The organism is Promicromonospora sp. NFX87 (genome assembly GCF_048564965.1).
In the GTDB taxonomy this organism is placed as follows: Bacteria; Actinomycetota; Actinomycetes; order Actinomycetales; family Cellulomonadaceae; genus Promicromonospora.
The window spans coordinates 2,105,086-2,127,645 of the sequence record NZ_CP183413.1 but is presented as its reverse complement, the minus strand read 5'-3'; the positions used below and the strand labels follow the sequence as shown (position 1 = coordinate 2,127,645).

General features: G+C 72.1%; 16 protein-coding genes and 1 tRNA gene. 4 read left to right on the top strand and 13 right to left on the bottom strand.

Annotated elements, in window-relative coordinates; translation table 11 throughout:
• Positions 1-42: 42 nt before the first annotated feature.
• The 4 genes from ACNYC2_RS09485 to ACNYC2_RS09470 all read right to left on the bottom strand — a co-directional run bounded on the left by ACNYC2_RS09485 (position 43) and on the right by ACNYC2_RS09470 (position 4,198).
• A complete protein-coding gene (locus tag ACNYC2_RS09485; protein ID WP_419706766.1) occupies positions 43-1,479 on the bottom strand; it encodes an NAD(P)/FAD-dependent oxidoreductase in 1,437 nt (478 codons plus the stop codon).
• A 36-nt stretch (positions 1,480-1,515) separates the two neighbouring features.
• Entirely contained in the window at positions 1,516-2,202 is a 687-nt protein-coding gene (locus tag ACNYC2_RS09480) for a pyroglutamyl-peptidase I (protein WP_419706765.1), read from the bottom strand.
• A 43-nt stretch (positions 2,203-2,245) separates the two neighbouring features.
• The gene (gene coaE, locus ACNYC2_RS09475) at positions 2,246-2,875 is read right to left on the bottom strand and encodes a dephospho-CoA kinase (protein ID WP_419706764.1); all 630 of its coding nucleotides are present in this window, start codon (positions 2,873-2,875) and stop codon (positions 2,246-2,248) included.
• A gap of 90 nt (positions 2,876-2,965) precedes the next feature.
• Positions 2,966-4,198 (bottom strand): cytochrome P450, encoded by a 1,233-nt coding sequence (locus tag ACNYC2_RS09470; protein ID WP_419706763.1) that lies wholly within the window; start codon positions 4,196-4,198, stop codon positions 2,966-2,968.
• Between the two features lie 242 nt (positions 4,199-4,440).
• Between ACNYC2_RS09470 and ACNYC2_RS09465 the strand changes: the two genes are divergently transcribed.
• Positions 4,441-6,330, top strand: coding sequence for an ABC transporter ATP-binding protein (locus tag ACNYC2_RS09465; RefSeq protein WP_419707806.1), 1,890 nt, complete (start codon positions 4,441-4,443; stop codon positions 6,328-6,330).
• A 39-nt stretch (positions 6,331-6,369) separates the two neighbouring features.
• Here ACNYC2_RS09465 and ACNYC2_RS09460 read toward each other — a convergent pair whose 3' ends face one another.
• The 6 genes from ACNYC2_RS09460 to ACNYC2_RS09435 form a co-directional block, all read right to left on the bottom strand.
• Positions 6,370-9,108 carry a tetratricopeptide repeat protein gene (locus tag ACNYC2_RS09460; RefSeq protein WP_419706762.1) on the bottom strand — a complete coding sequence of 913 codons (2,739 nt, stop codon included), beginning with the start codon at positions 9,106-9,108 and terminating at the stop codon, positions 6,370-6,372.
• Between the two features lie 212 nt (positions 9,109-9,320).
• A complete protein-coding gene (rpsA, locus tag ACNYC2_RS09455) occupies positions 9,321-10,811 on the bottom strand; it encodes a 30S ribosomal protein S1 (RefSeq protein WP_419706761.1) in 1,491 nt (496 codons plus the stop codon).
• A gap of 171 nt (positions 10,812-10,982) precedes the next feature.
• Positions 10,983-12,797, bottom strand: a complete 1,815-nt coding sequence (locus ACNYC2_RS09450; protein ID WP_419706760.1) for a dipeptide ABC transporter ATP-binding protein — start codon at positions 12,795-12,797, stop codon at positions 10,983-10,985.
• Positions 12,794-13,696, bottom strand: a complete 903-nt coding sequence (locus ACNYC2_RS09445) for an ABC transporter permease (RefSeq protein WP_419707805.1) — start codon at positions 13,694-13,696, stop codon at positions 12,794-12,796. The genes ACNYC2_RS09450 and ACNYC2_RS09445 overlap by 4 nt, the downstream gene beginning before the upstream one ends.
• Positions 13,697-13,752: 56 nt before the next feature.
• Positions 13,753-14,760: an ABC transporter permease gene (locus ACNYC2_RS09440; RefSeq protein ID WP_419706759.1), complete on the bottom strand. Its 1,008-nt coding sequence runs from the start codon at positions 14,758-14,760 to the stop codon at positions 13,753-13,755.
• Positions 14,761-14,882: 122 nt separating this feature from the next.
• Positions 14,883-16,529 (bottom strand): ABC transporter substrate-binding protein, encoded by a 1,647-nt coding sequence (locus tag ACNYC2_RS09435; RefSeq protein WP_419706758.1) that lies wholly within the window; start codon positions 16,527-16,529, stop codon positions 14,883-14,885.
• Between the two features lie 227 nt (positions 16,530-16,756).
• Here ACNYC2_RS09435 and ACNYC2_RS09430 point away from each other — a divergent pair, with 227 nt between their 5' ends.
• Positions 16,757-17,560 carry a class I SAM-dependent methyltransferase gene (locus ACNYC2_RS09430; RefSeq protein WP_419706757.1) on the top strand — a complete coding sequence of 268 codons (804 nt, stop codon included), beginning with the start codon at positions 16,757-16,759 and terminating at the stop codon, positions 17,558-17,560.
• Positions 17,561-17,703: 143 nt separating this feature from the next.
• On the opposite strand, the gene polA is transcribed toward ACNYC2_RS09430, so the two are convergent.
• On the bottom strand, positions 17,704-20,433 hold the full coding sequence (gene polA / locus ACNYC2_RS09425) for a DNA polymerase I (RefSeq protein WP_419706756.1): 2,730 nt from the start codon (positions 20,431-20,433) through the stop codon (positions 17,704-17,706).
• Positions 20,434-20,554: 121 nt separating this feature from the next.
• On the opposite strand from polA, the gene ACNYC2_RS09420 reads away from it, so the two are divergent.
• Positions 20,555-20,896, top strand: coding sequence for a PaaI family thioesterase (locus ACNYC2_RS09420; protein WP_419707804.1), 342 nt, complete (start codon positions 20,555-20,557; stop codon positions 20,894-20,896).
• A gap of 16 nt (positions 20,897-20,912) precedes the next feature.
• On the opposite strand, the gene ACNYC2_RS09415 is transcribed toward ACNYC2_RS09420, so the two are convergent.
• A complete protein-coding gene (locus ACNYC2_RS09415) occupies positions 20,913-21,563 on the bottom strand; it encodes an N-acetyltransferase family protein (RefSeq protein ID WP_419706755.1) in 651 nt (216 codons plus the stop codon).
• A 125-nt stretch (positions 21,564-21,688) separates the two neighbouring features.
• Positions 21,689-22,297 (bottom strand): ANTAR domain-containing response regulator, encoded by a 609-nt coding sequence (locus tag ACNYC2_RS09410; protein ID WP_419707803.1) that lies wholly within the window; start codon positions 22,295-22,297, stop codon positions 21,689-21,691.
• Positions 22,298-22,434: 137 nt separating this feature from the next.
• Between ACNYC2_RS09410 and ACNYC2_RS09405 the strand changes: the two genes are divergently transcribed.
• A tRNA-Leu gene (locus ACNYC2_RS09405) sits at positions 22,435-22,518 on the top strand.
• The last annotated feature ends 42 nt before the right edge of the window (positions 22,519-22,560 follow it).

Here is a 22,560-nt window from a genome sequence, read left to right as displayed (position 1 = left end):
TCCCGCGCGAGTCACCTCACGGCCGGGGCTCACTTCCGGATCTCACAGCCGGAGCGGCGGTGCGGCGTCGGCGGGTGCGACCTTCTCGAAGAGCACCGACCGGAGGACCGCGGGCCGGAACAGCCTGGTGGGCGGGGCCACGAGCGCCAGCACCTCGCGGAAGGTGTCCTGGACGTCGGGATCGACCCCGCAGCGTTCCTGCACCCTGGCCAGGTACCAGCCCGTGAACCGGTCGCGGAGGGACTGGTGCGCGGCGTTGCCCGTGACTCCGGGGCGCGCCTTGTCCGCGCCCGTCGAGATGGCCCACGCATCCCCCGAGGCCGCGAGCAGCGCCGTCTGCGTCCTGCGGTTCGAGGATCCGGCGGCAAGGCTCTCGTCGAGCGCGACGGCCGCGAGCGCCGCCGTCGACATGCCCTGCCCGAACACCGGGTTCAGCGCGCACAGCGCGTCGCCCGTCACGAGCAAGCCGTCCGGGACCGTCCGGTCGTACGCCCGGCGCACGTTCTCCGTCCTGAGGTACCCGTACACCGGCGAGACCGGCTCCGCCTCGTCGATCCACTGCCGTACCAGGGGGTGCGGCTGCCGGTCGGCGAGCGCCTCGAACGCCCCCGGCGCGGTGGGCAGGGCCTCGCCCCGCGGGGTGACGAAGGTGATCATGTGGGTGCCCGCGGGCTCGACCGGCACGATCACGGCGCCCGTCGTGTCCCCTACCAGGTACACGAGGCGGGCGTCGGTGAGGGCGCCGTCCGAGCCGTCGCGGTAGACGCGCGTGGCGTAGCCGATGCCCGACTCCACACGGTCCTCGGCGGGCCGGGCCACGCCGAGACGCTCCAGCCACTCGGGCGTGTGCGAGGACCGCCCGGAGGCGTCGACCACGAGGTCGGCGGCGAGCTCGGTGGGCAGCTCGGTCGGATCAGAGCCGGCCCGCTCCCCGCCGCGCTCGCGCAGCCGTACACCGGTGACCCGCTGGGCCGTCCCGGTCAGGCCGACGACGTCGGTGCCCTGTACCGCCGTGATCCTCGGGTGGGCCAGGACCCTGGTCCGCACCCCGTGCTCCAGCAGCGGCCGGGTGAGGCACAGCGTCGTGGAGGTCGCGGGCCCCCTCCCGAACCAGCGGCCACGCATGTTCTGCAGGAACTCGGTGGGCGACCGGACCTGGAGCGCCCCGGCGGCCACCAGCTCGGCCTCGAGGCCGGGCAGGAACCGCTCGACGGCCAGCAGCCCGCTCTCCAGCAGGAGGTGCGTGTGCCTGCTCTGCGGCACTCCCTTGCGCGGCTCCGGCCGGTCCGGGTAGCGGTCGCGCTCGACGATCGTCACGCGCCCGGCGTGCCGAGCGAGCGCTGCCGCCGCGAGCAGCCCGGCGATGCTGCCCCCGACGACCACCGCATGCCCTCTGCCGCCGCCGATACCATCACCGATACCGTCACCGGCACCGTCGCTGCCGCCCTGCCGAGCCTCGTCCAGCCGCCCGTCACCCACGCGGCACCACCCCTCCCGGTCAGCCAGCCCCGCCAGTCAGTGCAGCGTGCCGGCGACCCCGGCGGTCTCCACCGCCTCGCCGCGGGCCGTGGCGAGCGCCGTGCGCACCACGATCTCCAGGGCGGTGACGAGCGACTCGAGCGGCAGGTGCGGCTCGCCGCCGTCCGACAGCGCGGACGCCGCGGCGTCTCCCCCTACCTCCTCGGTGGTGCGCGGCACGTGGACGAAGCCGGACAGCACGCCCGGCCGCTCGGCCAGCGCGTGCTGCAGCGCGTAGAACGCGGCGTTGCAGACGTACGTCCCGGCGCTGTAGGTGACGCCGGCGGGGATGCCCGCCGCGCGGACGGCGGCGACGGCGGCCTTGGCCGGGAGGGTCGTGAACCGGGCGTCGGGGCCGCCGTCGGCCACGGGGGCGTCGACGGGCTGGGTACCGCCGTTGTCGGGGATCCGGGCGTCCATGAGGTTGATCGCCACCTGCTCGACCCGCACCTGGGTGACACCGGCGGCCAGGCCCACGGCGAGGACGACGTCGGGCGCGTGCTCGTCGAGCAGCCGCAGCAACAAGCCGTCGGCCGAGCGGACCTGGTCGAACTCGACCGGCAGGACGGCAGTGACCAGCTCGTCCGGACCCGTCCAGCGCGCCGCGAGGGCCGTTACCGCTTCCCCTGACGAGTTGACGGCGTCACCGCCGAACGGCTCGAAACCTGTGACCAGTACCTTCATCGCGCACGCTCCTCACCGGGCCGTGCGGATCACGCCGGCCGGATCACGCGGAGTCTGCCTCCGCCTCCTGCGCGACCTCTTCGGCCACGCGCTGCCACAGGGTATCCACCTGTGCGCGTAGATCGTCCTCGCGCCCCGAACCGTCCAGGGTGAAGTCCGCGAGGGCGAGCCGCTCGTCGTCGGCGGCCTGCGACGCGAGCCGGGAGCGCGCGGCCTCCTCGCTCAGCCCGCGCCCCTCGACGAGCCGGCGCACCCGCTGCTCGGCGGGCGTGTGCACCACGACCAGCAGGTGGAAGTGCTCGGCCTGCCCGGTCTCCACCAGCAGCGGGATGTCGTGCACGATGACGGCGGTCGGGTCCGCGGCGGCCGACATGGCCTCCCGTTCCGCCGAGAGCCGTCGCACCTCCGGATGCACTATGTCGTTCAGGCGGCTGCGGGCGGCCGCGTCGGCGAAGACCAGGGCGCCGAGCCCCGGCCGGTCGAGGCCGCCGTCCGGCGTCAGGACGCCGTCGCCGAACGCCTCGACGATCGCGGCGAGGCCGACCGATCCTGGCGCGACCGCCTCCCGTGCCAGCAGGTCGTGGTCGATGACGACGGCGCCGAGCTCGGCCAGGCGTGCCGTCGCGACCGACTTTCCGGCCGCGATTCCTCCGGTGAGTCCGATTCGAAACATGTGCTCCATCCTGCCCCCTCCGGCCCGGCCCTGTCGGACGAGGTGTCGGACAGGGCCGGATCCAGGGGGCGGGAGGGACGCGCCAGAGCGTCAGACCCGGGCAGGCGTACGCGCGGACTGCCGCTCGGGCGTGAACGCCACGGGCAGCACCGCCGGGTACCGCGACCACGGCGACGGCGCCCACGTCACCTCGGGATCGGTGAGGCGCAGGTCGAGCCGCTCCATGAGGCTCTCCACGGCGATCTTCACCACCAGCCGCCCCGGACGCCTGGCCGGGCACGCGTGCGGCCCGACGCCGAACGACAGGTGCGACCGGTTGTTCGCCTCGAACAGGTCGTCGGTGGTGCGCACCCGCGGGTCGTTGTTCGCGGCGGCCAGGCCCATGACTATCGCGTCCCCGGCCTGGATCCGTACCCGGCCGAGCGTGCAGTCGGTCACCGCGTACCGGGCCGGCAGGTTGGCGACGGGCGGCTCGCTCCACAGCGTCTCGTCCATCGCGTCGTCCAGGCCGCGGCGCACGCCGGTGACGCGGCCGGTGTACCGGGGGTCGGTGAGCATCCGGCGCAGCGTGGCCGCGATCCACGTCACGAGCATCTCGTTGGCCGCGCAGATCGCCACCACCATCGAGTGCACGATCTCCGTGTCGTCCTCGAAGCTCGGGTGCTCGACGAAGCGGGCGGTCAGGTTGTTCCCCGGGTCCTCCCGCGTCGCGAGGACGTGGTCGAGAACGATCTGGTCCATGGTGGCCAGCGCCGTCACGGAGTCGCCCCCGTGCCCGAAGATGCCGTGCGCGCACCGCAGCAGGGCGATGCCCTGCCGCTCGTCGAACCCGAACATGCCCGACACCGACAGGAACGAGACCGCCGCGGCGTACCCGCCGATCAGGTCGGCGTGGCCCTGGGCCGCGAAGGAGTCGATCAGCCGGCTGCACACACCTCGCACCATCGCGGCGGTCTGCGCCTCGTCGATGCCCGCGAACGCCTCGTCCACCGGGAGCCGCAGCCGCCGGTGGTCCGCGCCGTCCGCGTAGTACAGCGCGCGCCGTCCGGCCGGGGAAAGGATCGCGTGCAGGGTCGAGTCCAGCGGCAGGCGCTCGTTCCAGTGCCGCGGGTTGCGCGCGAAGACGCTCTCGGTGCGCATCACCTCCATGACCTCTGCGTGCCCCAGCACGAGCCAGCCGGGCACTCCGGGCTCCAGGTCGACCGGGGCCACCGGCCCCCACCGGTCCTGCAGCTTGCGCAGTTCCGCGGTCATGTCCTTCGCGCCGGTCAGGTCCACCAGCGCCACGCGACCTCCGCTCCGCTGCGGTTCCAGGTCAGACATGGCCCTCCACCCGTCGATATTCATCGAGTCATCCATCGAAGTATGGGGCGACCTGCGTAGACGCCCGATCGTGGGTTTCTATCACGGCCTGCGGAGAACACGTAACACCCGTGTGGTCCAGGTCACCCTCGGTTAACCCGCTACCGTCGGGTCACCTGTGCGCGCGGGGGCGGAGCAGCACCCGATTCCGGACGCAGAGGTCGGACCAGTAGCGGGCCGCGTGCGACGATGCAGTCGTGAGCATGCACGGTGGCGGCGGAAGCATGGGCGGGGGCCGCGCGATGCGGTCGTTCACGCAGGACGGCTCGGTCGCCCACGAGCGTCTCGGCCGGGGCACGCTGCGGCGCATAGTCGGTTTCGCCCGCCCCTACCGGGGCCGGCTGACCCTGTTCGTGCTGATCCTGGCCCTGGAGGCCGCCGCGGGCGCCGCCACGCCGTTGCTCTTCCAGCGGATCATCGACCACGGCATCACGGGCGGTGACACCCGGCTCGTCGTCCTGCTGGCCGGCGCCGCGGCGGTGCTCGCGATCCTCGCCGCCGGGCTGTCCGTCGCGGACCGGCTCGTGTCGTCCCAGGTCGGCGAGGGGCTCATCCTCGACCTGCGCGTCGCCGTGTTCGACCACGTCCAGCGCATGCCGCTGGCCTTCTTCTCCCGGGCCCGTACGGGTGCGCTCGTGCAGCGCCTCAACGGCGACGTGCTCGGCGCGCAGCGCGCCTTCACGTCGACCCTGCAGACGGTGGTCTCCAACACCCTGACCATCGCCTTCACGCTCGCGGCGATGCTCACCATGTCCTGGGAGCTCACTCTCGGCGCCCTCGTGCTGGTGCCGCTGTTCGTGTTCCCGGCGCGCTGGTTCGGCCGCCGGCTCGCCGCCCTCACCCGCCGCGGCATGGAGGTCGACGCCGACCTGGGCCAGGTCATGAACGAGCGGTTCAACGTGTCCGGCGCCCACCTCGTCAAGGTGTTCGGCGATCCAGCGACCGAGTCCGAGCGGTTCGCCGAACCCGCCCGCGAGCGCCGCGACCTGGGCGTCCGGACGGCGCTCCTGGGCACCTGGTTCCGCGTGGGGCTGTCGACCATCGCGTCCCTGGCCGTGGCGGGCGTGTACGGGCTGGGCGGGCTGCAGGCCATCGCGGGCGAGCTCACGGTCGGCACGGTCGTCGCGCTCGCCACGTACCTCACGCGGCTGTACGGGCCGCTGACGGCGATGGCGAACGTCCAGGTCGACGTGATGACGGCGCTCGTGTCGTTCGAGCGGGTGCTGGAGGTGCTGGACCTGGAGCCGTCGGTGGCCGAGAAGCCGGACGCCGTCGACCTGCGGGCCGCCGTCGCCGCGCGGGGCGCCTCGATCTCGCTGACGGACGTGACGTTCCGGTACCCCCGGGCCGAGGAGGTGTCCCTCGCCTCCCTGGAGTCGGTGGCGGGGCAGCGCAAGGATCCGACGGCGGACACGCTGGTCGACGTCTCGTTCGAGGTCCCGGCGGGCTCGATGGTGGCGCTCGTCGGTCCGTCCGGCGCGGGCAAGACGACGATCTCGCAGCTGGTCAGCCGCATGTACGACCCGACGTCGGGCGCGGTGCGCATCGCCGGGACCGACCTGCGGGACGTGACGTTCGCGTCGCTGCGGGCCACGGTCGGCGTCGTCTCCCAGGACGCGCACCTGTTCCACGACACGATGGCGGCGAACCTGCGGTTCGTGCGCCCGGAGGCGACCGACGCCGGCCTGGAGCGGGTGCTGCGCCAGGCCCGCATCTGGGACCTCGTCGACCGGCTGCCCGAGGGCCTGGAGACCGTGGTGGGCGACCGCGGCTACCGGCTGTCCGGCGGCGAGCGGCAGCGCCTCGCCATCGCACGGCTGCTGCTCAAGGCGCCCGACGTCGTGGTGCTCGACGAGGCCACCGCGCACCTCGACTCGGAGTCCGAGGCCGCCGTGCAGGTCGCGCTCGACCAGGCCCTCGCCGGGCGGACGTCGCTGGTCATCGCGCACCGCCTGTCCACGGTGCGCGCCGCGGACCGCATAGTGGTGCTCGCCGACGGGCGGGTGGCCCAGTCGGGCACGCACGTGGAGCTCATCGCCGCCGGGGGCCTGTACGCCGACCTGTACCGGACCCAGTTCTCGGCAACCGCCTGACCGGAGGTCCGCGGCGGCTGCGCGCGACGGGGGTTGGGGCTAGAGCGACGTCGGGTTCCGGATCGCCGCGTCGATCCGCGCCAGCACCGCCCGGGACCGCTCCAGCTCGGACCGGTACCGCTCGGGCAGGTCGGCAGCGAGCCGCCGGCGCATGTCGACCGCCTCCCGTGCGAGCCCCAGCGCGGCGACGTTGTCGCCGACCGCGCTCATCGCGCTGGCCAGGTTGGAGAGCGCGAGCGCCAGGTCGGGCCGGTGCTTGTCCGGGTTCTCCAGGACGAGCTGGCGGCGCATCATCACCGCCTCCCGCATCGGCGGCAGCGCGGCCGCCGCCCGGTCGAGGTCGAGCAGGGTGGCCCCCAGGTTCGCGAGCGCCTCCGCGAGACCCGTGCGGTACTTCTCCGGCTGCTCCCGCACGAGCCGGCGCAGCATGTCGACCGCCTCCTGCGTGGGCGGCAGCGCCTCGTCGAACCGGCCCAGGTCGGCGTACCGCACGCCCAGGTTGGACAGGGACTGCGCGAGATACTTCAGGGAGCGGGCGTTCTCGCCCGCCAGGCCGCGGCGGATGACCACCGCCTCCTCCTCCAGCAGCACCGCCTCGTCGTACCTGCCGCGCCGGGCCAGGGTGACGCCGAGGTTCGACAGCGAGTGCGCGAGGTAGTGCAGGTACCGGTCGGGGTGCTCGCCGGCGAGGTCGCGCCGGATCTCCAGCGCCTCCCGCTCCAGCCGGAGGGACTCGTCGGCGCGGCCGGTGGTCGAGTACAGCGCACCGAGCGCCGAGAGCGCGCCGGCGAGGTCGGGGCGGGTACCGCGCGCGTTCTCCTTGGCGAGGCCGCGCTGGAGCTCCAGCGCCTCCACGAGCACCACGCCCGCCTCCTCGTACCGCCCGAGGGCCTCCAGGGTGGTGCCGAGCTGGCCGAGCGACCAGGCCAGCTCCCCGAGGTGCTCGGGGCGGGCGGCGGCGAGCCTGCGGCGGATCGCGACCGCCTCGGCGTTCGCGGGCAGCGCGTCCTCCGGCCGCCCGCTCTCGGTGAGGGCCTCGAAGTTGCCCAGCACAGCGGCGACCTGCGGCTCGTACTGGACGGGGTCGCCCTCCGCGAGGCGGCGGTAGATCTCGAGCGACGCGCGCTGCGCCACCTCGATCTCGCCGACCCGGCCGAGCTCCGTGTAGGACACGCCCGCGTTCTGCAGGGCGTGCGCGTGCTCGGCGTCCGCCCACAGCCCGTCGCCCGGCGGGAACTGGCGGCACAGGTCGATCACCTCCTCCTGCACGGCGAGGGCGTCACCGTGCCTGCCCACCGCCCGGTACCCCATCCCGAGGCTGTTCAGGGCCGTGCACAGCGCGGGCCGGTACCGGTTCTCGTCTCCCCAGGCGAGGCCGCGCCACAGGCCCACCGCCTCCTGCAGCGCGCCGATCGCGGCGTCGGGCTCGCCCTCGGCGATCAGCACCATGCCGAGGTCGGTGAGCGCCTCGCCATGTTCGGCGTCGCTGCCCGTCGCCCGGGCGAGGTCAGCCACGCGGTGCGTGAGGCGGTCGAGCACCGGCACGGCCAGCGGGCCCGACGAGCGGGGCAGCCGGCGGGAGGCCCGCATCAGCGCGGGCAGGTCCGCCGGCCGTCCGGCGGGCAGGGCGGACGCCGCGGCCTCGATCAGCTCGCGGGTGACGTCGCGCTCGGCGACCGGCCGGTCGAGCCCCATCTCGGTCGCGAACGCCAGCATCGCGAACGCCTCCCCCGGCGCCAGGTCGCGTGTGCAGGCGGCGGTGAGCTCCTCGGACGCCGCCAGGGTGCGCAGGACGAGCAGCTCCGCCAGCCGCGGGACCGCCGGCAGGTGCGCGCGGACCCACGCCACGGCGTCCGCCGTCGGGCCCGTGACGGGCTCCGCGCCGGCCCGGCGCAGCGCGGCGTGGATGCCCTCGTCCGTAGGGTCGCCGAGCAGCGTCGTCATGGCCAGCGCCGCCTCGGCGGCGCCCGGCGCGAACCCCGCGTCCACGTCCGAGCCCGCCCACCGGGCGCGCTCGTGGTCGAGCACCCGGTCGAGGGCGCCCACCGGGTCGACGACGTCGGTGCCGCCGTCGAGCACCGTCGCCAGCGCTGCCGCGTACAGGTCCAGCGCGCGCACCTGCTGGTCGGGCTCCGCCTGGAACCGCAGCCGCGGGACCGGGCGGCCCAGCGCCCTGGCGAAGCGCGTGGCCGCTGCCTCGACGAGCGCGCGCCGGTCCCCCGAGCGCTCGATCTCCAGCCCGAGGGCGGGGTCGAAGGCGACGTCGAGGGTCCGGTCGAGGGCCGGCTCCAGCGCCATCTGGGTGACGGGCGGCGTGCGGCCGGCCCACAGCTGGCTGGTCCACCGCTCCCTGCGCCACCACTGCCCGCCGCTGCGGGCGGTGCACAGGACGCGCAGGCGCCCCCGGGACCGGGTGGACCCGATGGCGTCGAGCATCGCGGACAGGCCGGGGCGGGACGCCGCGTCGTCGACGACCAGCAGGACACGGCGCATGTCCGAGGCAGCGGAGACCGCGGCGACCTCCGCACCCGGCGGCACGTGAACCACCGTCCATCCGGTGCGCCGAAGGCTCTTGCCGAGCTCGAGCGCCAGGCGCGTCTTGCCCACCCCGCCGAGCCCGCACAGCAGCCGTAGCGCCACCGGTTCCCGCGACCGCACCCACGACCGCAGCTCCGCCAGCTCCCGCCCGCGGCCCATGAACGGCACCACCGCGCGCTCGGGCTCGAGGAGAGCGCCTGGGCTCGTGCCCCGCGTCTCGTCGGGTCCGGGTCGGCTCATGGGGAGACATCCAACAACAACTCGGCCCCTCTGACCAGCACGCCTGTGATACACCAGGAAGCCGTACAGAACGGTGTCGTCGCAGGTCAGCGGCCTGGATGCGGTCGCGCGGCCGGGCACCGCACCGCATCATGAAAACACCGGCGGCCCGCCCGGGGAACGGCGACGGCCCGCCACCCCCGAAGGGGTGACGGGCCGTCGATCAGCTCGGGTCAGTTACCCGTGAGCTTCTCACGGAGCGCGGCGAGCGCCTCGTCCGAAGCCAGCGTGCCGCCGACCTCCTCGACCGGAGCCGAGGAGTAGGTGGTGCTGCTGCTGCTACCGCTACCGCCGGCCGAGGCCGCGGCCGCGGGGGCCTCGGTCGCCTCGGTGTCAGCGGTGAGCGCCTCGGCGACCTGCTTGCGGTGCGCGGTCCAGCGCTCGTGCGCCTTGGCGTACTCCGCCTCCCACGCCTCGCGCTGGGTCTCGAAGCCCTCGAGCCACTCGTTGGTCTCCGGGTCGAAGCCGTCCGGGTACTTGTAGTTCCCGGCGTCGTCGTACTCGGCGGCCATGCCGTACAGCGCGGGGTCGAAGTCCTCGGACTCCGGGTCCACACCCTCGTTGGCCTGCTTGAGCGACAGCGAGATGCGGCGACGCTCCAGGTCGATGTCGATGACCTTGACGAACACCTCGGCACCGACGGTGACGACCTGCTCGGGCAGCTCGACGTGACGCACGGCCAGCTCCGAGATGTGGACCAGGCCCTCGATGCCGTCCTCGACGCGGACGAACGCACCGAACGGGACGAGCTTGGTGACCTTACCCGGCACGACCTGACCGATGGCGTGCGTACGGGCGAAGGTCTGCCACGGGTCCTCCTGCGTCGCCTTTAGCGACAGGGAGACACGCTCGCGGTCGAAGTCGACGTCGAGCACCTCGACCGTGACCTCCTGGCCGACCTCGACGACCTCGGACGGGTGGTCGATGTGCTTCCAGGACAGCTCCGAGACGTGCACCAGACCGTCGACGCCGCCGAGGTCCACGAACGCACCGAAGTTGACGATCGAGGAGACGACACCCGGGCGCACCTGGCCCTTCTGCAGCGTCTGCAGGAAGGTGGAGCGAACCTCGGACTGCGTCTGCTCGAGCCAGGCACGGCGCGACAGCACGACGTTGTTCCGGTTCTTGTCGAGCTCGATGATCTTGGCCTCGATCTCCTTGCCGACGTACGGCTGGAGGTCGCGGACGCGACGCATCTCCACGAGGGAGGCGGGGAGGAAGCCGCGCAGGCCGATGTCGAGGATGAGGCCGCCCTTGACGACCTCGATGACGGTGCCGGTGACGACGCCGTCCTCTTCCTTGATCTTCTCGATCGTGCCCCAGGCGCGCTCGTACTGTGCGCGCTTCTTGGACAGGATCAGACGGCCTTCCTTGTCCTCCTTCTGGAGGACCAGGGCCTCGACGGCGTCGCCGACGGAGACAACCTCGCCAGGGTCGACGTCGTGCTTGATCGAGAGCTCCCGGGACGGGATCACACCCTCGGTCTTGTAGCCGATGTCAAGAAGGACCTCGTCGCGGTCCACCTTGACGATCGTGCCTTCGACGATGTCCCCATCGTTGAAGTACTTGATGGTGGCGTCGATGGCAGCAAGGAAGTCCTCCTCGGTGCCGATGTCATTGATGGCAACCTGGGGTGCGGACTTCGCGGGGGTGGAGATGGTCATTGAGTTCGATGCTCCGATGCGGACATGGTGTAGTAAGGACAGGGTCTGTTCGAGCTCTGCTTGTGCGGTGCTCGTGAGGTGCTGACGATCGCCGGAAGGCGCACGGCACCGCCAGCCATCCTAGTGGCGTCGCAGCGCCCCGGTCAACGCGAGCCAGGGCACCGCGAGGCGTCAGAGCGCGAGCTCCAGGTCCTTGCCGGGGATGGCGTCGAGCAGGGCCCGCGTGTAGGCCGTGGCGGGCGAGTCGAAGACCGAGTCGACGGTCCCCTCCTCGACCACTCGCCCCTCCTGCATCACCAGCACCCGGTCGGCGATCTGCCGCACGACGGCGAGGTCGTGCGTGATGAAGAGGTAGGTCAGCCCCAGCTCCTCCTGGAGGCCGGCGAGGAGCTGCAGGATCTGCGCCTGCACCACCACGTCGAGCGCCGAGACCGCCTCGTCGCAGACCACGAGCTCGGGCGACAGCGCGAGGGCGCGCGCGATCGCCACGCGCTGGCGCTGGCCGCCGGACAGCTCGGAGGGGAACCGCTGCAGCTGGCCCTTGCTGAGCGCCACCTGGTCGGCGAGCTCCTCCACCCGGGCCCGGCGGGCCGCCGCGTCGCCGTAGGAGTGCGCGCGCAGCGGCTCCTCGATCGCGCGGTACACCGAGTAGAGCGGGTCGAGCGACGAGTAGGGGTCCTGGAACACGGGCTGGACCCGACGCCGGTAGGCGATCTGGTCCCGGTGGTTGCCCGCGCCCACGAGGCCGCCGTCGAACGTGATCGAACCGGTGGTCGGCTTCTCGATGTCCAGGATCATCCGGGCGAGCGTGGACTTGCCCGAACCTGACTCCCCCACCACGGCGACCGTGGAGCCGCGCGGGATGTCGAGGCTCACGCCGTCGACCGCCGTGAAGTCCTTGGCCCGCGAGAACAGCCCGTTGCCCCGAATAGAGAACACCTTGGAAACGTCCCGAACGGACACGAGGATCGCCGAGTCTGCCGAGGTAGAGCGTGTGTCCACCTCTCCCGTCGGTGCGCCTTCCGCGTTCTCGGACACGCGCTCTACTTCGGCGCCCGGGGAACCGTGGGCCAGGAGTGCGTCCTCGAGGACGTCGTCCAGGCCGCGCTCGCGCGCGATCTCGATGCGTCGCGAGGCGAGCGACGGCGCTGCCGCCATGAGGCGCTTGGTGTACTCGTGCTGCGGGTCGGTGAGGACCTGGCGCGCGGGACCCTGCTCGACGATGTCGCCGCGGTACATGACCACGACGACGTCGGCGCGCTCGGCCGCGAGGCCGAGGTCGTGCGTGATGAGCAGCACCGCGGTGCCGAGCTCCTCGGTCAGCCCGGAGAGCTGGTCGAGGATGCCCCGCTGCACGGTCACGTCGAGGGCCGACGTCGGCTCGTCCGCCACCAGCAGCGCCGGACGGCCCGACAGGCCCATGGCGATGAGCGCACGCTGGCGCATGCCGCCGGAGAACTCGTGCGGGTACTGGCTCGCCCGGCGCCGCGCGTCGGGCAGGCCTACCTCGTCGAGCAGCTCGACCGTGCGGGTGCGTGCGTCCCGGCGGGTGCGCAGGCCGTTGTCGATCAGGCCCTCGTCGATCTGCTGCCCGATCCGCATGATCGGGTCGAGGTTGGTCATCGGGTCCTGCGGCACGAGGCCGAGCTCGGTGCCGCGCAGCTGCGCCATGCGCTGCGGGCTGACCTTGCCCAGGTCCTCGTCCTTGAACCAGATGTGCCCCTCGGCCACCGAGCCGTTGCTGGCCAGCAGGCCGAGGACGGCCATGGCGAGCGTGGTCTTGCCGGAGCCCGACTCCCCCACGATCGCCACGGTCTGCCCGCGCCGGACGGTCAGGTTCGCGTTCGCCACGGCGCGTGCCGCGCCGTTCTCGGTGCGGAAGTCGACGCACAGGTCCTCGACGCGCAGGACGACGTCGGCGTCCTGCGGACCGGCCGTACCACCCACCGCGGCGTCGGAGGTCTTCTGCTCAGGGGTGTCGCTCATTTTCGGGTCCTGTTCCGGGGGTCGAGGGCCTCGCGCAGGCTCTCGCCCACGAGGGTGAAGCCGAGGGCCGTCACGGCGATGCAGATACCGGGCAGGATCGCCAGGCGCGGCGCGACCGCCAGCTCCTGCTGCGCGGCCGTCAGCATGCGGCCCCACTCGGCGGTGGAGGGCTCGCCGCCACCCAGGCCGAGGAAGGACAGCGCAGCCGCCTCGATCACTGCCGTGGCCAGGGTCAGCGTCGCCTGCACGATGACCGGCCCGACGCTGTTGGGGAGCACGTGGCTCATGGTCACCGAGCGCCGGCTCAGGCCCAGCGCGGACGCGGCCAGCACGTAGTCCTGGCCGCGCTGCGCGAGCATCGAGCCGCGCAGCAGGCGGGCGAAGATCGGGATCTGCACCACACCGATGGCGACGATGACCGACATCGAGGACTGGCCCGCGATCGCGGCGATCGAGACGGCGAGCAGCAGCGACGGCACGGACAGCATCAGGTCCACCAGGCGCATGGCGCCGAAGTCGACCCACTTGCCGAACCAGCCCGCGAGCAGGCCGAGCGCCATGCCGCCGGCCAGGCCGAACAGCGTGGACAGGACGCCCACCAGGAGCGACGCGCGGGCGCCCCAGATCAGCTTGCTGAGCACGTCGCCGCCGTAGCGGTCCAGGCCCAGCGGGTACTCGGCCGACGGCCCGGGGATCATCGTCGGGCGCACCTCGGCACGGCCCGGCAGCTCGTGGGGCCCGTACGGGGCGATCAGCGGGGCGAGCAGCGCGATGAGCACGAACGCCGCGACGATCACGAACCCGGCGATCGCCACGGGGTTCTTGCGCAGGGTGCGCCAGGCGCGCGCCCAGACACCCTCGCCGCCGTGGTCGGCACCGCCCGGCCCGTCGCCGTGGATGCTGGTGTGGAGCGGCTGGGCAGCCGCGCCGTCGGTCAGGGGGAGCTCGTTGGCACTCACTGCTGCCTCCTCAGCCTGGGGTCGATCAGCCCGTACGACACGTCGACGAACAGGTTCACGAGGGCGTACACGATCGCGATCATCAGGACGAAGCCCTGCATCACCGGGTAGTCGGCGTTGAACACGGCTTCCGCGAGGAACGAGCCGATGCCGCTGAACGCGAAGACCGTCTCGGTGAGCACGGCGCCCGACAGCAGCAGGCCGACCTGCAGGCCGATGGTCGTCAGCACCGGGAGCATCGCGTTCTTCAGGATGTGCTCGCCGCGCAGCCGCGCGGGCTTGATGCCCTTCGCGCGGGCAGTGCGGACGTAGTCGGCGTTCTGCACCTCGGACACCGCGGCGCGGGTCATCCGCGCGACGATCGCCAGCGGGATCGTGCCGAGCGCGATGCCGGGCAGGATCAGGTGCACCAACGCGTCCCATGCGGCGTCCCACTCACCGGTGAGCAGTCCGTCCAGCACGTAGAAGTTCGTCGGATGCGTCGCGATCATCGTCGGGTCCTGCCGCCCCGTGGAGGGGAACCAGCCCAGCTCCACGGCGAACAGGTACTTCAGGATGAAGGCGAGGAAGAACACCGGCACGGTGACGCCGATCAGCGACACGACGACCGATGAGTGGTCGATGATCGAGCCGGCCCGGCGAGCGGCGACGTAGCCGAGCGGGATGCCGATGCCGATCGCGATGACCAGCGCGACCACGGTCAGCTCGATCGTCGCGGGGAAGCGCGTGATGAACTCGTCCAGCACGGGACGGCCGGTCCGCGTGGAGACGCCGAAGTCCCCCGTCAGCAGGCGGCCCAGGTACTTGAAGTACTGGATGTGCAACGGCTGGTCGAACCCGTACAGGGTGTTGATGCGAGCGATGGCCTCGGGTGTGGCCCGCTCGCCCAGCAGGGCGGTCGCGGGGCCGCCGGGCAGCGCCCGGACCCACGCGAACAACAGCACCGACAGCCCTAGGAGCAGCGGTATCAGGAGCAGCAACCGCTGCACGATGAGGCGGAGCATACCTATCCTCAGGAAGATCCTTGAAAGTCACGGACAGCGGTCGGGGCGCGGCAGGTGCCGCGCCCCGACCTGAGCACTTCACCCTAAGGCGCGATGCGCCCTAGGTGTGTCATCGGGTTCTCTTACTCCGAGAACGTGATGACGCTGTAGACCTCGTCCTGCACCGGCGACACCGGGTAGTCCTGCACCTGTGCGGTGAAGGCGAGCGAGGGCACCGGGCTGGCGAGCGGCACGCCCGGCAGGAACTCCATCACGGCCTCGTTCGCGGCCTGGTACTGGGCCTCCTGCTGGTCGACGTCGGCGTACCGCGCGTCGCTCAGGCTCTTGAAGAGGTCCGGGTCGTCGAAGCCCCACTCGGACGACTCGGCGCCGAAGAAGGTGCCGATGAAGTTGTAGGTGTCGTTGTAGTCACCCGTCCAGCCGAGCAGGTGCAGCCCGTGGTTCTCGCTGCCCTGGATGGTGTCGAGGTAGGTGGGGCTCCACGGCTCCGGCGTCGCCTTCACCGTGATGCCGACCTCCTCGAGGTCTGCCGAGATGGCCTCGTAGATCGCCGCGGCGTCCGGCATGTACGGACGCGAGACGTCGGTCGGGTAGTTGAACTCGAGCTCGAGGTTCTCCTGCCCGGCCTCCGCCAGGAGGCTCTTGGCCTTGTCCTGGTCGAACTCGTACTGCGCGACGTCCTCGCTGAAGCCGGAGACGATCGAGGGCACGAACTGCGTGGCGACCTCGGTGCCCTCGGGCAGCGCGGCAGCGACCAGCGCCTCCTTGTCGATCGCGTGGGCGATCGCCTGGCGGACGCGGATGTCGTCCAGCGGCTTCTGCTTCTGGTTCATGCCCAGGTACAGGATGTTGAACGGCTCGCGGTTGAGGATCTGGTAGCCCGACTCCGCGAGGGCGTCGACGTCGGCCGGGGCGACCAGGTCGTAGCCGTCGATGTCGCCGGCCTCGAGCGCCTGGCGGCGCGCGGTGCCATCGGCGATCACCGTGAAGACGATGTTCTTGACGTCCAGGATCTCGCCCCAGTAGCCGTCGAACGCCTTGAGCGTGACCGACTCGCCGGTCTTCCACTCGCCGAACGTGTACGGGCCGGTGCCGACCGGGTGCGCCTTGGCGTACTCGGAGAGCTCGGGCGCGTCCTCGGCGCCACCGATCTCGTCAGCGCTGAACTCCTCGAGCGCCTTGGGCGACTGCATGGAGAACGACGGCAGCGAGAGCGCGGGGACGAGCTCGGGCAGCGGGCTCTTCAGCTTCACGACCGCGGTCGCGGCGTCCGAGGCCTCGCACGAGTCGTACTTGCCGTTCTCGCCCTGACCACCGAACACGTGCGTGTAGTAGTACGACAGCGACTCGGACGCGGCCAGGCCGGTCCAGTTCGCCCAGCGGTCGAAGTTGAAGCACACGGCCTCGGCGTCGAAGTCCGTGTCGTCGTGGAACTTGACACCCTCCTTGAGGTGGAAGGTGTACTCCAGGCCGTCCTCGCTGATGTCCCAGCTCTCGGCGAGCAGGGGCGCGGGGTCGGCGGTGCCGGGCTCGACTCCGACGAGGCCCTCGAAGATCTGGCGTGCGACCCGGAACGACTCGCCGTCACTGGCGAACGCGGGGTCGAGCGATCCGGGGTCTGCGGACGCGGCGAACACGAAGGTGTCCTTGCCGCTGCCCTCGCCGCTGCCCTCGGGGTCCCGCTCGCTGGCGACACATCCACTCAGAGCCACTGCGAGCGCAGTCACCAGGGTGACGCCGCCCGCAAGGCGCGTAGCGCGTCGACGCATGGCACTCTCCTTCCTCGAGCGCATCGGCGAGCCCGGGTTCGGGACACGACGACACGCAGACGTTTGCGCCTGACCTTAGGAGCCTTCTCGTTGCCTGCGTATTTCGCTTCCCTGACCGGAATCCAATCGTGACCCTTTTGTTATGGCCGCTCCTGTGGTATTCGCCCGTGACTCATAGACACAGCCGTACGAAACCATAGGAAGCAGACAGGGGCGATGATTGCCTCGTGAGCGACGACCAGCCCGTGTCCTTCGGCTACCGCGACCTGCCTGACGACGCCGGGGCCGCCCGGGCGTGGTGGGACGCCAACGCCGACGAGTACCTCGACGAGCACCGCGACTTCCTCGGCGACGCCGGGTTCCGCTGGGGTCCCGAGGGCCTGACCGAGGCGGAGGCCGGCCTGCTGGGCGACGTCGACGGGCGCGACGTGCTGGAGGTGGGGGCTGGAGCGGCGCACTGCTCGCGCTGGCTCGCCTCCCGCGGGGCCCGGGCCGTCGCCACCGACTACTCGGCGGGCATGCTGGCGGGTGCGGCGCGCCTCGACGCCGCCACGGGCGTCGTCGTGCCGCGGGTCCAGGCGGACGCCCGGGCGCTGCCGTTCGCGGACGGCTCGTTCGACATCGTCTTCACGTCCTTCGGCGCGCTGCCCTTCGTGCCCGACGCCGGCGCCGTGCACCGGGAGGTCGCCCGCGTGCTGCGCCCGGGCGGCCGCTGGGTGTTCTCCGTCACCCACCCCCTGCGGTGGGCGTTCCCCGACGACCCGACCCTGCGCGGTCTGACGGCGTCGCGCTCGTACTTCGACCGCCGCCCGTACGTCGAGGCCGACGCCGCCGGCCGGGTCCTGTACGCGGAGTACCACCGCACCGTGGGTGACCACGTGCGCGACGTCGCCGCCGCGGGCCTGCGGCTGACGAACCTGGTCGAACCGGAGTGGCCGGAGTGGAACGACCAGGTCTGGGGCGGCTGGGGCCCGGAGCGCGGCCGCTACCTCCCGGGCACGGCGGTCTTCGTCACGGAGCTGCCGAGATAGAACCCAGGCGAGATAGAACTCTGGCGAAGTAGAACCCTGGCGAGACAGAACCCGAGCGATCCGTCCTGAGCCGCTGGAGTTCTACTTCGCCCTGGTTCTACCTCGCCCTGGTTCTACCTCGCCAGGGTTCTACTTCGTGGGGGTCAGTGGCCGGCCTCGTGCCAGGTGGCGCCCGCGCCCACGGAGACGTCGAGCGGGACGGTGAGCTCGTAGGCCGCGCCCATCTCGCTGCGCAGGACCTCCTCCGCGGCCTCCCGCTCGCCCGGGAAGACCTCGAGCACGAGCTCGTCATGCACCTGGAGCAGCAGGCGGGAGGAGAGCCCGCGCTCGTCCAGCGCGGCCTGCACCTTGAGCATCGCGAGCTTGATGATGTCGGCGGCGCTGCCCTGGATCGGCGCGTTGAGCGCCATGCGCTCGGCCATCTGCCGGCGCTGCCGGTTGTCGCTCGTGAGGTCGGGCAGGTAGCGGCGCCGGCCCAGGATCGTCGCGGTGTACCCGGTCGCCCGAGCCTCCTCGACGACGCCGGAGAGGTAGTCGCGCACGCCGCCGAACCGCTCGAAGTAGTCGTCCATGAGCGTCTGCGCCTCGCCCGTGGCGATGTTGAGCTGCTGCGACAGGCCGAAGGCGCTCAGGCCGTAGGCCAGTCCGTACGACATGGCCTTGATCTTGGAGCGCATGTCCGCGGTCACGCCGGCGGGCTCCACCTCGAACACGCGCGAGCCCACGTACCGGTGCAGGTCCTCCCCCGAGTTGAAGGCCTCGATCAGGCCCTCGTCGCGCGACAGGTGCGCCATGATCCGCATCTCGATCTGGCTGTAGTCGGCGGTCAGCAGCGACTCGTAGCCCTCGCCGACCTGGAACGCGCGCCGGATCTGCCGGCCCGCCTCCGTGCGGATCGGGATGTTCTGGAGGTTCGGGTCGGTCGAGCTGAGGCGGCCCGTCGCGGCGATGGTCTGCTGGAACGTCGTGTGGATGCGCCCGTCGGGGGCCACCGACCGGAGCAGCCCCTCGACGGTGGTGCGCAGGCGCGACACGTCGCGGTGCGCGAGCAGGTGGGCCAGGAACGGGTGCTCGGTCTTGACGAACAGGTCCTGCAGGCTCGCCGCGTCGGTCGTGTAGCCGGTCTTGATCTTCTTGGTCTTGGGCATGCCCAGCTGGTCGAACAGCACCTCCTGCAGCTGCTTCGGGCTGCCGAGGTTCACCTCGCGGTCGATCACGGCGTACGCCTCGGCGGCGGCGTCGGCGACCCCCTGCGCGAACTGCTTCTCCAAGCCGGTCAGGTACTCCGTGTCGGCGGCGATGCCGATGCGCTCCATCCGCGCCAGCACGCCGGACAGCGGCAGCTCGACGTCGTCCAGCAGGTGGGTGGCGCCGCGGTCGGCGAGCTCGCCCTCCAGGGCGGCCGCCAGCTCGGCCACGCCGTGGGCTCTCACTGCCTCCGCCTGCCCCTCGGACTCGCCTTCGAGCGAGAGGTCCAGGGCGCCCTGGGCGCCCTCGGCCTGTGCGACCTTGAGCTCCCGGCCGAGATGCCGCACCGCGAGGTCGCCCAGGTCGTAGCCGCGCTGGTCCGGGTAGCACAGGTAGGCGGCGAGCTCGGTGTCGAAGGCGACACCCGCGAGGTCCATGCTCCGCGCGGCGAGCATGTGCGCGGCAGCCTTCGCCCCGTGCAGGGTCTTGGGCGCCGCGGGATCGGCGAGCCAGGCCGCGAGCGCCTTCTCGTCGTCGGGCCCGAGCTGCGTCAGGTCGAGGTAGGCGGCCACGCCGTCCGGCTCCGCCACGGCCACGGCCCAGGCGTCCCCGCCGCCGGCCACGGTCGTGCCGGCCACGTCGACGCCCACGCGCTCCGAGCGGGCGGCGAGCCAGGCGCCGAGGGCGCCCGGGGCGACGTCGGCCAGGTCGAGCTCGACCCCGCCGGCGACGGGTGCCTCCTCCGCGGCGGCACCCGCGGGGTCGACAGCGAGGAGCCGGTCGCGCAGCTGGCCGAACTGCAGGGTGTCGGAGACGAGGTGCACCGCCTCCCGGTCGAAGCCCTCCAGGGCGAGGTCGGCCACACCGAGCGGCAGCTCGACGTCGGTCAGGAGGGCGTTCAGCTCGCGGTTGACCCGGACCTGGTCCAGGTTCGCGCGCAGGCTCTCGCCGGCCTTGCCCTTGACCTCGTCGGCGGCGTCGAGCAGGGCCGCCAGGCCGCCGTACGCGGCGATCCACTTGGCGGCGGTCTTGGGGCCGACGCCGGGTACGCCCGGCAGGTTGTCGCTGGTCTCGCCGACGAGCGCCGCGAGGTCCGGGTAGCGCTCGGGGGGCAAGCCGTACTTGGCCTCGACCGCCGCCGGGTCCATGCGGGCCAGCTCGGACACGCCCTTCTTGGGGTACAGGACGGTGACGTCGGCGTTCACCAGCTGCAGCGTGTCGCGGTCACCGGAACACACCAGCACCTCCATGCCGGCGGTCCTGGCCTGCACGGCGAGGGTCGCCAGGATGTCGTCGGCCTCGATGCCGGCGAGCTCGATCGAGGAGACGTGCAGCGCGTCGAGCACCTCCTTGATGAGCGGGACCTGTCCCTTGAACGCGTCCGGCGTGGCGTCCCGCGTGCCCTTGTACGCGGGGAACCGCTCGGTGCGGAAGGTGACGCGGCCCGCGTCGAACGCCACGCCCAGGTGGGTGGGCTGCTCGTCGCGCAGCAGGTTCGTCAGCATCGACGTGAAGCCGTAGACGGCGTTGGTGATCTGTCCTGAGCTGGTCGCGAGGGTGTCGGGCAGCGCGTAGAACGCCCGATAGGCCATGGAATGGCCATCGATCAGCAGGAGACGGGGGCGGCCCGAGGAGGGCTTGTCCGGAGTACGGCTTGGCACGGTGGAGGTCACGCCTGACAACATAGCCCGCATGACTGACACGAGCGCTTCCGCTGCACCTTCCGAGCCCACGATCGACGAGCCCGCGATCGACTGGAAGGCCCTGTACGCCGGAGCGGAGACGACGGGCACGCTCTTCGAGCGGATGGAGATGGAGCTGCTGGAGCTGGCGCCGGACCGCGCGGTCGGGCGGATCCCGGTCAAGGGCAACACCCAGCCGGCGGGGCTGCTGCACGGCGGCGCCTCGGTGGTCCTCGCCGAGACGCTCGGCTCGCTCGCGGCGCAGGCGCACGCGGGCCCGGGCAAGCAGACGGTGGGCATCGAGGTCAGCGCCACGCACCACCGCGGGGCCCGGGAGGGCTACGTCACGGGTACGGCGACCGCGGTCCACCTGGGCCGCACGACGGCGTCGTACGAGATCGCCATCACCGACGACGCGGGCAAGCGGGTGTGCACGGCACGCCTGACGTGCATGATCCTCGGCTAGAGCCGGAGCGGAGCGCTCAGCCGGCCTTCGCGGTGGGGCGGCGGGACGGCGCGCCGCCGCCCACCGGGCGCATGTCGATGGGCCCGGACTCGAGGACGGAGCGGGCACGGCGCCGGCGGGCGATGAGGTCCTCGAGGCCTACGCGGGCGAACCGGCGGCCCGCGTGCGCGCTGTCCCGTGCCGCCACGTCGGTGGCGAAGCGGCGCTGCAGCGCGGCGACCGACGCCACGCGGTGGCCTGCCGCCGGGGCGAACCCGAGCCGCGCGAGGAAACGCTGCACCCCGCGGTTGCCGGGTACCGGCGCGGAGTAGATGTCCTCGCACCCGTGCTCGGCCGCGAGGTCGGTGGCCGCGCGGAGCAGCGCGTGCCCGACGCCGTGGCGGCGTGCCCGCGGCGCGACGAACACCATGTCGAGGTACAGGCTCGCGCGCGGGGCGAAGAGGTACGCCGCGACGACCCGGCCCAGGACGACACCGGCGACCTGGCCGTTCTGCTCCGCGACGAGCACGTGTCCGCCGGCGGCGAGCAGCACGCTGAGGTGCTCCAGCAGCCGGTCCGTGTCCTGGGCTCCGAGCTGGGCCCCGGTCGGCGAGTCGTCGCGCGCCTCAGCGGCCAGTGCGGCGACGGCCGGCAGGTCGTCCTCGCGGGCAGGGCGTATAGCGAGCACGCTTGTCTCCTTCCGGGATCTGAGCTTCCGGGCCGAGGGCCCGGCTGAGCGGAGAGACTAGTCCTCACCCGGCCGACAGAGAACACGCGAACCGCGATTTCACCCGCTCTAGAGCGAGGTTCGCGTCAGGCGCCGACCTGCTCGATGACGGCGTCCGCGACCTCGCGCATGGTGAGGCGACGGTCCATCGACGTCTTCTGGATCCAGCGGAACGACTCGGGCTCCGACAGGCCCATCTTGGTCATCAGGAGGCCCTTGGCGCGGTCCACGCGCTTGCGGGTCTCGAAGCGTTCGGTGAGGTCAGCGACCTCTGCCTCCAGTGCGCCGATCTGCGAGTAGCGCGAGATCGCGATCTCCACGGCGGGCAGCAGGTCGGCCGGGGTGAAGGGCTTGACCACATACGCCATGGCACCGGCGTCGCGGGCGCGCTCGACGAGCTCGGTCTGCGAGAACGCCGTGAGCAACACCACAGGAGCCGCGTGGGCCTTGCCGATGCGCTCGGCCGCCGAGATGCCGTCCAGCTCGGGCATCTTCACGTCCATCACCACGACGTCGGGCTTGAGCTCGATCGCCAGGTTCACGGCGGTCTCGCCGTCGCCGGCCTCGCCGACGACGTCGAACCCGGCCTCGCGCAGGGTCTCCACGACGTCCATACGGATGAGCGCCTCGTCCTCCGCCACCACGGCGCGGCGCGAGGGGTGCGCGGGAGCTGCCTCCGGCTCGGCATCGATCATCGGGGGCAGATCCAGGGAAAGCTTCTCGGTGTTCTCGTCGGTCACGGGGTACATCCTACGTCCCGCATACCCGGGCTTGGGGCCTGGACCAGGGGTGTGGTTCGATGTCCGCCGGGACATGTTTCACGTCCCGGCAGGCCGGGTTGGCGGAACAGGCAGACGCGGCGCTCTCAAAAAGCGCTGTCCGAGAGGACATGTGGGTTCGAGTCCCACACCCGGCACACCAGATGGGCACCCCCCGCGGTACGCGGACGGCGAACACG

What these genes read in the sequence shown, in the direction of transcription:
- ACNYC2_RS09450 (WP_419706760.1), bottom strand. Translation starts at nt 12,797, where the DNA reads ATGAGCGACACCCCTGAGCAGAAGACCTCCGACGCCGCGGTGGGTGGT.
- polA (WP_419706756.1), bottom strand. Translation starts at nt 20,433, where the DNA reads ATGTTGTCAGGCGTGACCTCCACCGTGCCAAGCCGTACTCCGGACAAG.
- ACNYC2_RS09435 (WP_419706758.1), bottom strand. Translation starts at nt 16,529, where the DNA reads ATGCGTCGACGCGCTACGCGCCTTGCGGGCGGCGTCACCCTGGTGACT.
- ACNYC2_RS09465 (WP_419707806.1), top strand. Translation starts at nt 4,441, where the DNA reads ATGCACGGTGGCGGCGGAAGCATGGGCGGGGGCCGCGCGATGCGGTCG.
- ACNYC2_RS09410 (WP_419707803.1), bottom strand. Translation starts at nt 22,297, where the DNA reads ATGATCGATGCCGAGCCGGAGGCAGCTCCCGCGCACCCCTCGCGCCGC.
- rpsA (WP_419706761.1), bottom strand. Translation starts at nt 10,811, where the DNA reads ATGACCATCTCCACCCCCGCGAAGTCCGCACCCCAGGTTGCCATCAAT.
- coaE (WP_419706764.1), bottom strand. Translation starts at nt 2,875, where the DNA reads ATGTTTCGAATCGGACTCACCGGAGGAATCGCGGCCGGAAAGTCGGTC.
- ACNYC2_RS09440 (WP_419706759.1), bottom strand. Translation starts at nt 14,760, where the DNA reads ATGCTCCGCCTCATCGTGCAGCGGTTGCTGCTCCTGATACCGCTGCTC.
- ACNYC2_RS09470 (WP_419706763.1), bottom strand. Translation starts at nt 4,198, where the DNA reads ATGTCTGACCTGGAACCGCAGCGGAGCGGAGGTCGCGTGGCGCTGGTG.
- ACNYC2_RS09420 (WP_419707804.1), top strand. Translation starts at nt 20,555, where the DNA reads ATGGAGATGGAGCTGCTGGAGCTGGCGCCGGACCGCGCGGTCGGGCGG.
- ACNYC2_RS09480 (WP_419706765.1), bottom strand. Translation starts at nt 2,202, where the DNA reads ATGAAGGTACTGGTCACAGGTTTCGAGCCGTTCGGCGGTGACGCCGTC.
- ACNYC2_RS09460 (WP_419706762.1), bottom strand. Translation starts at nt 9,108, where the DNA reads ATGAGCCGACCCGGACCCGACGAGACGCGGGGCACGAGCCCAGGCGCT.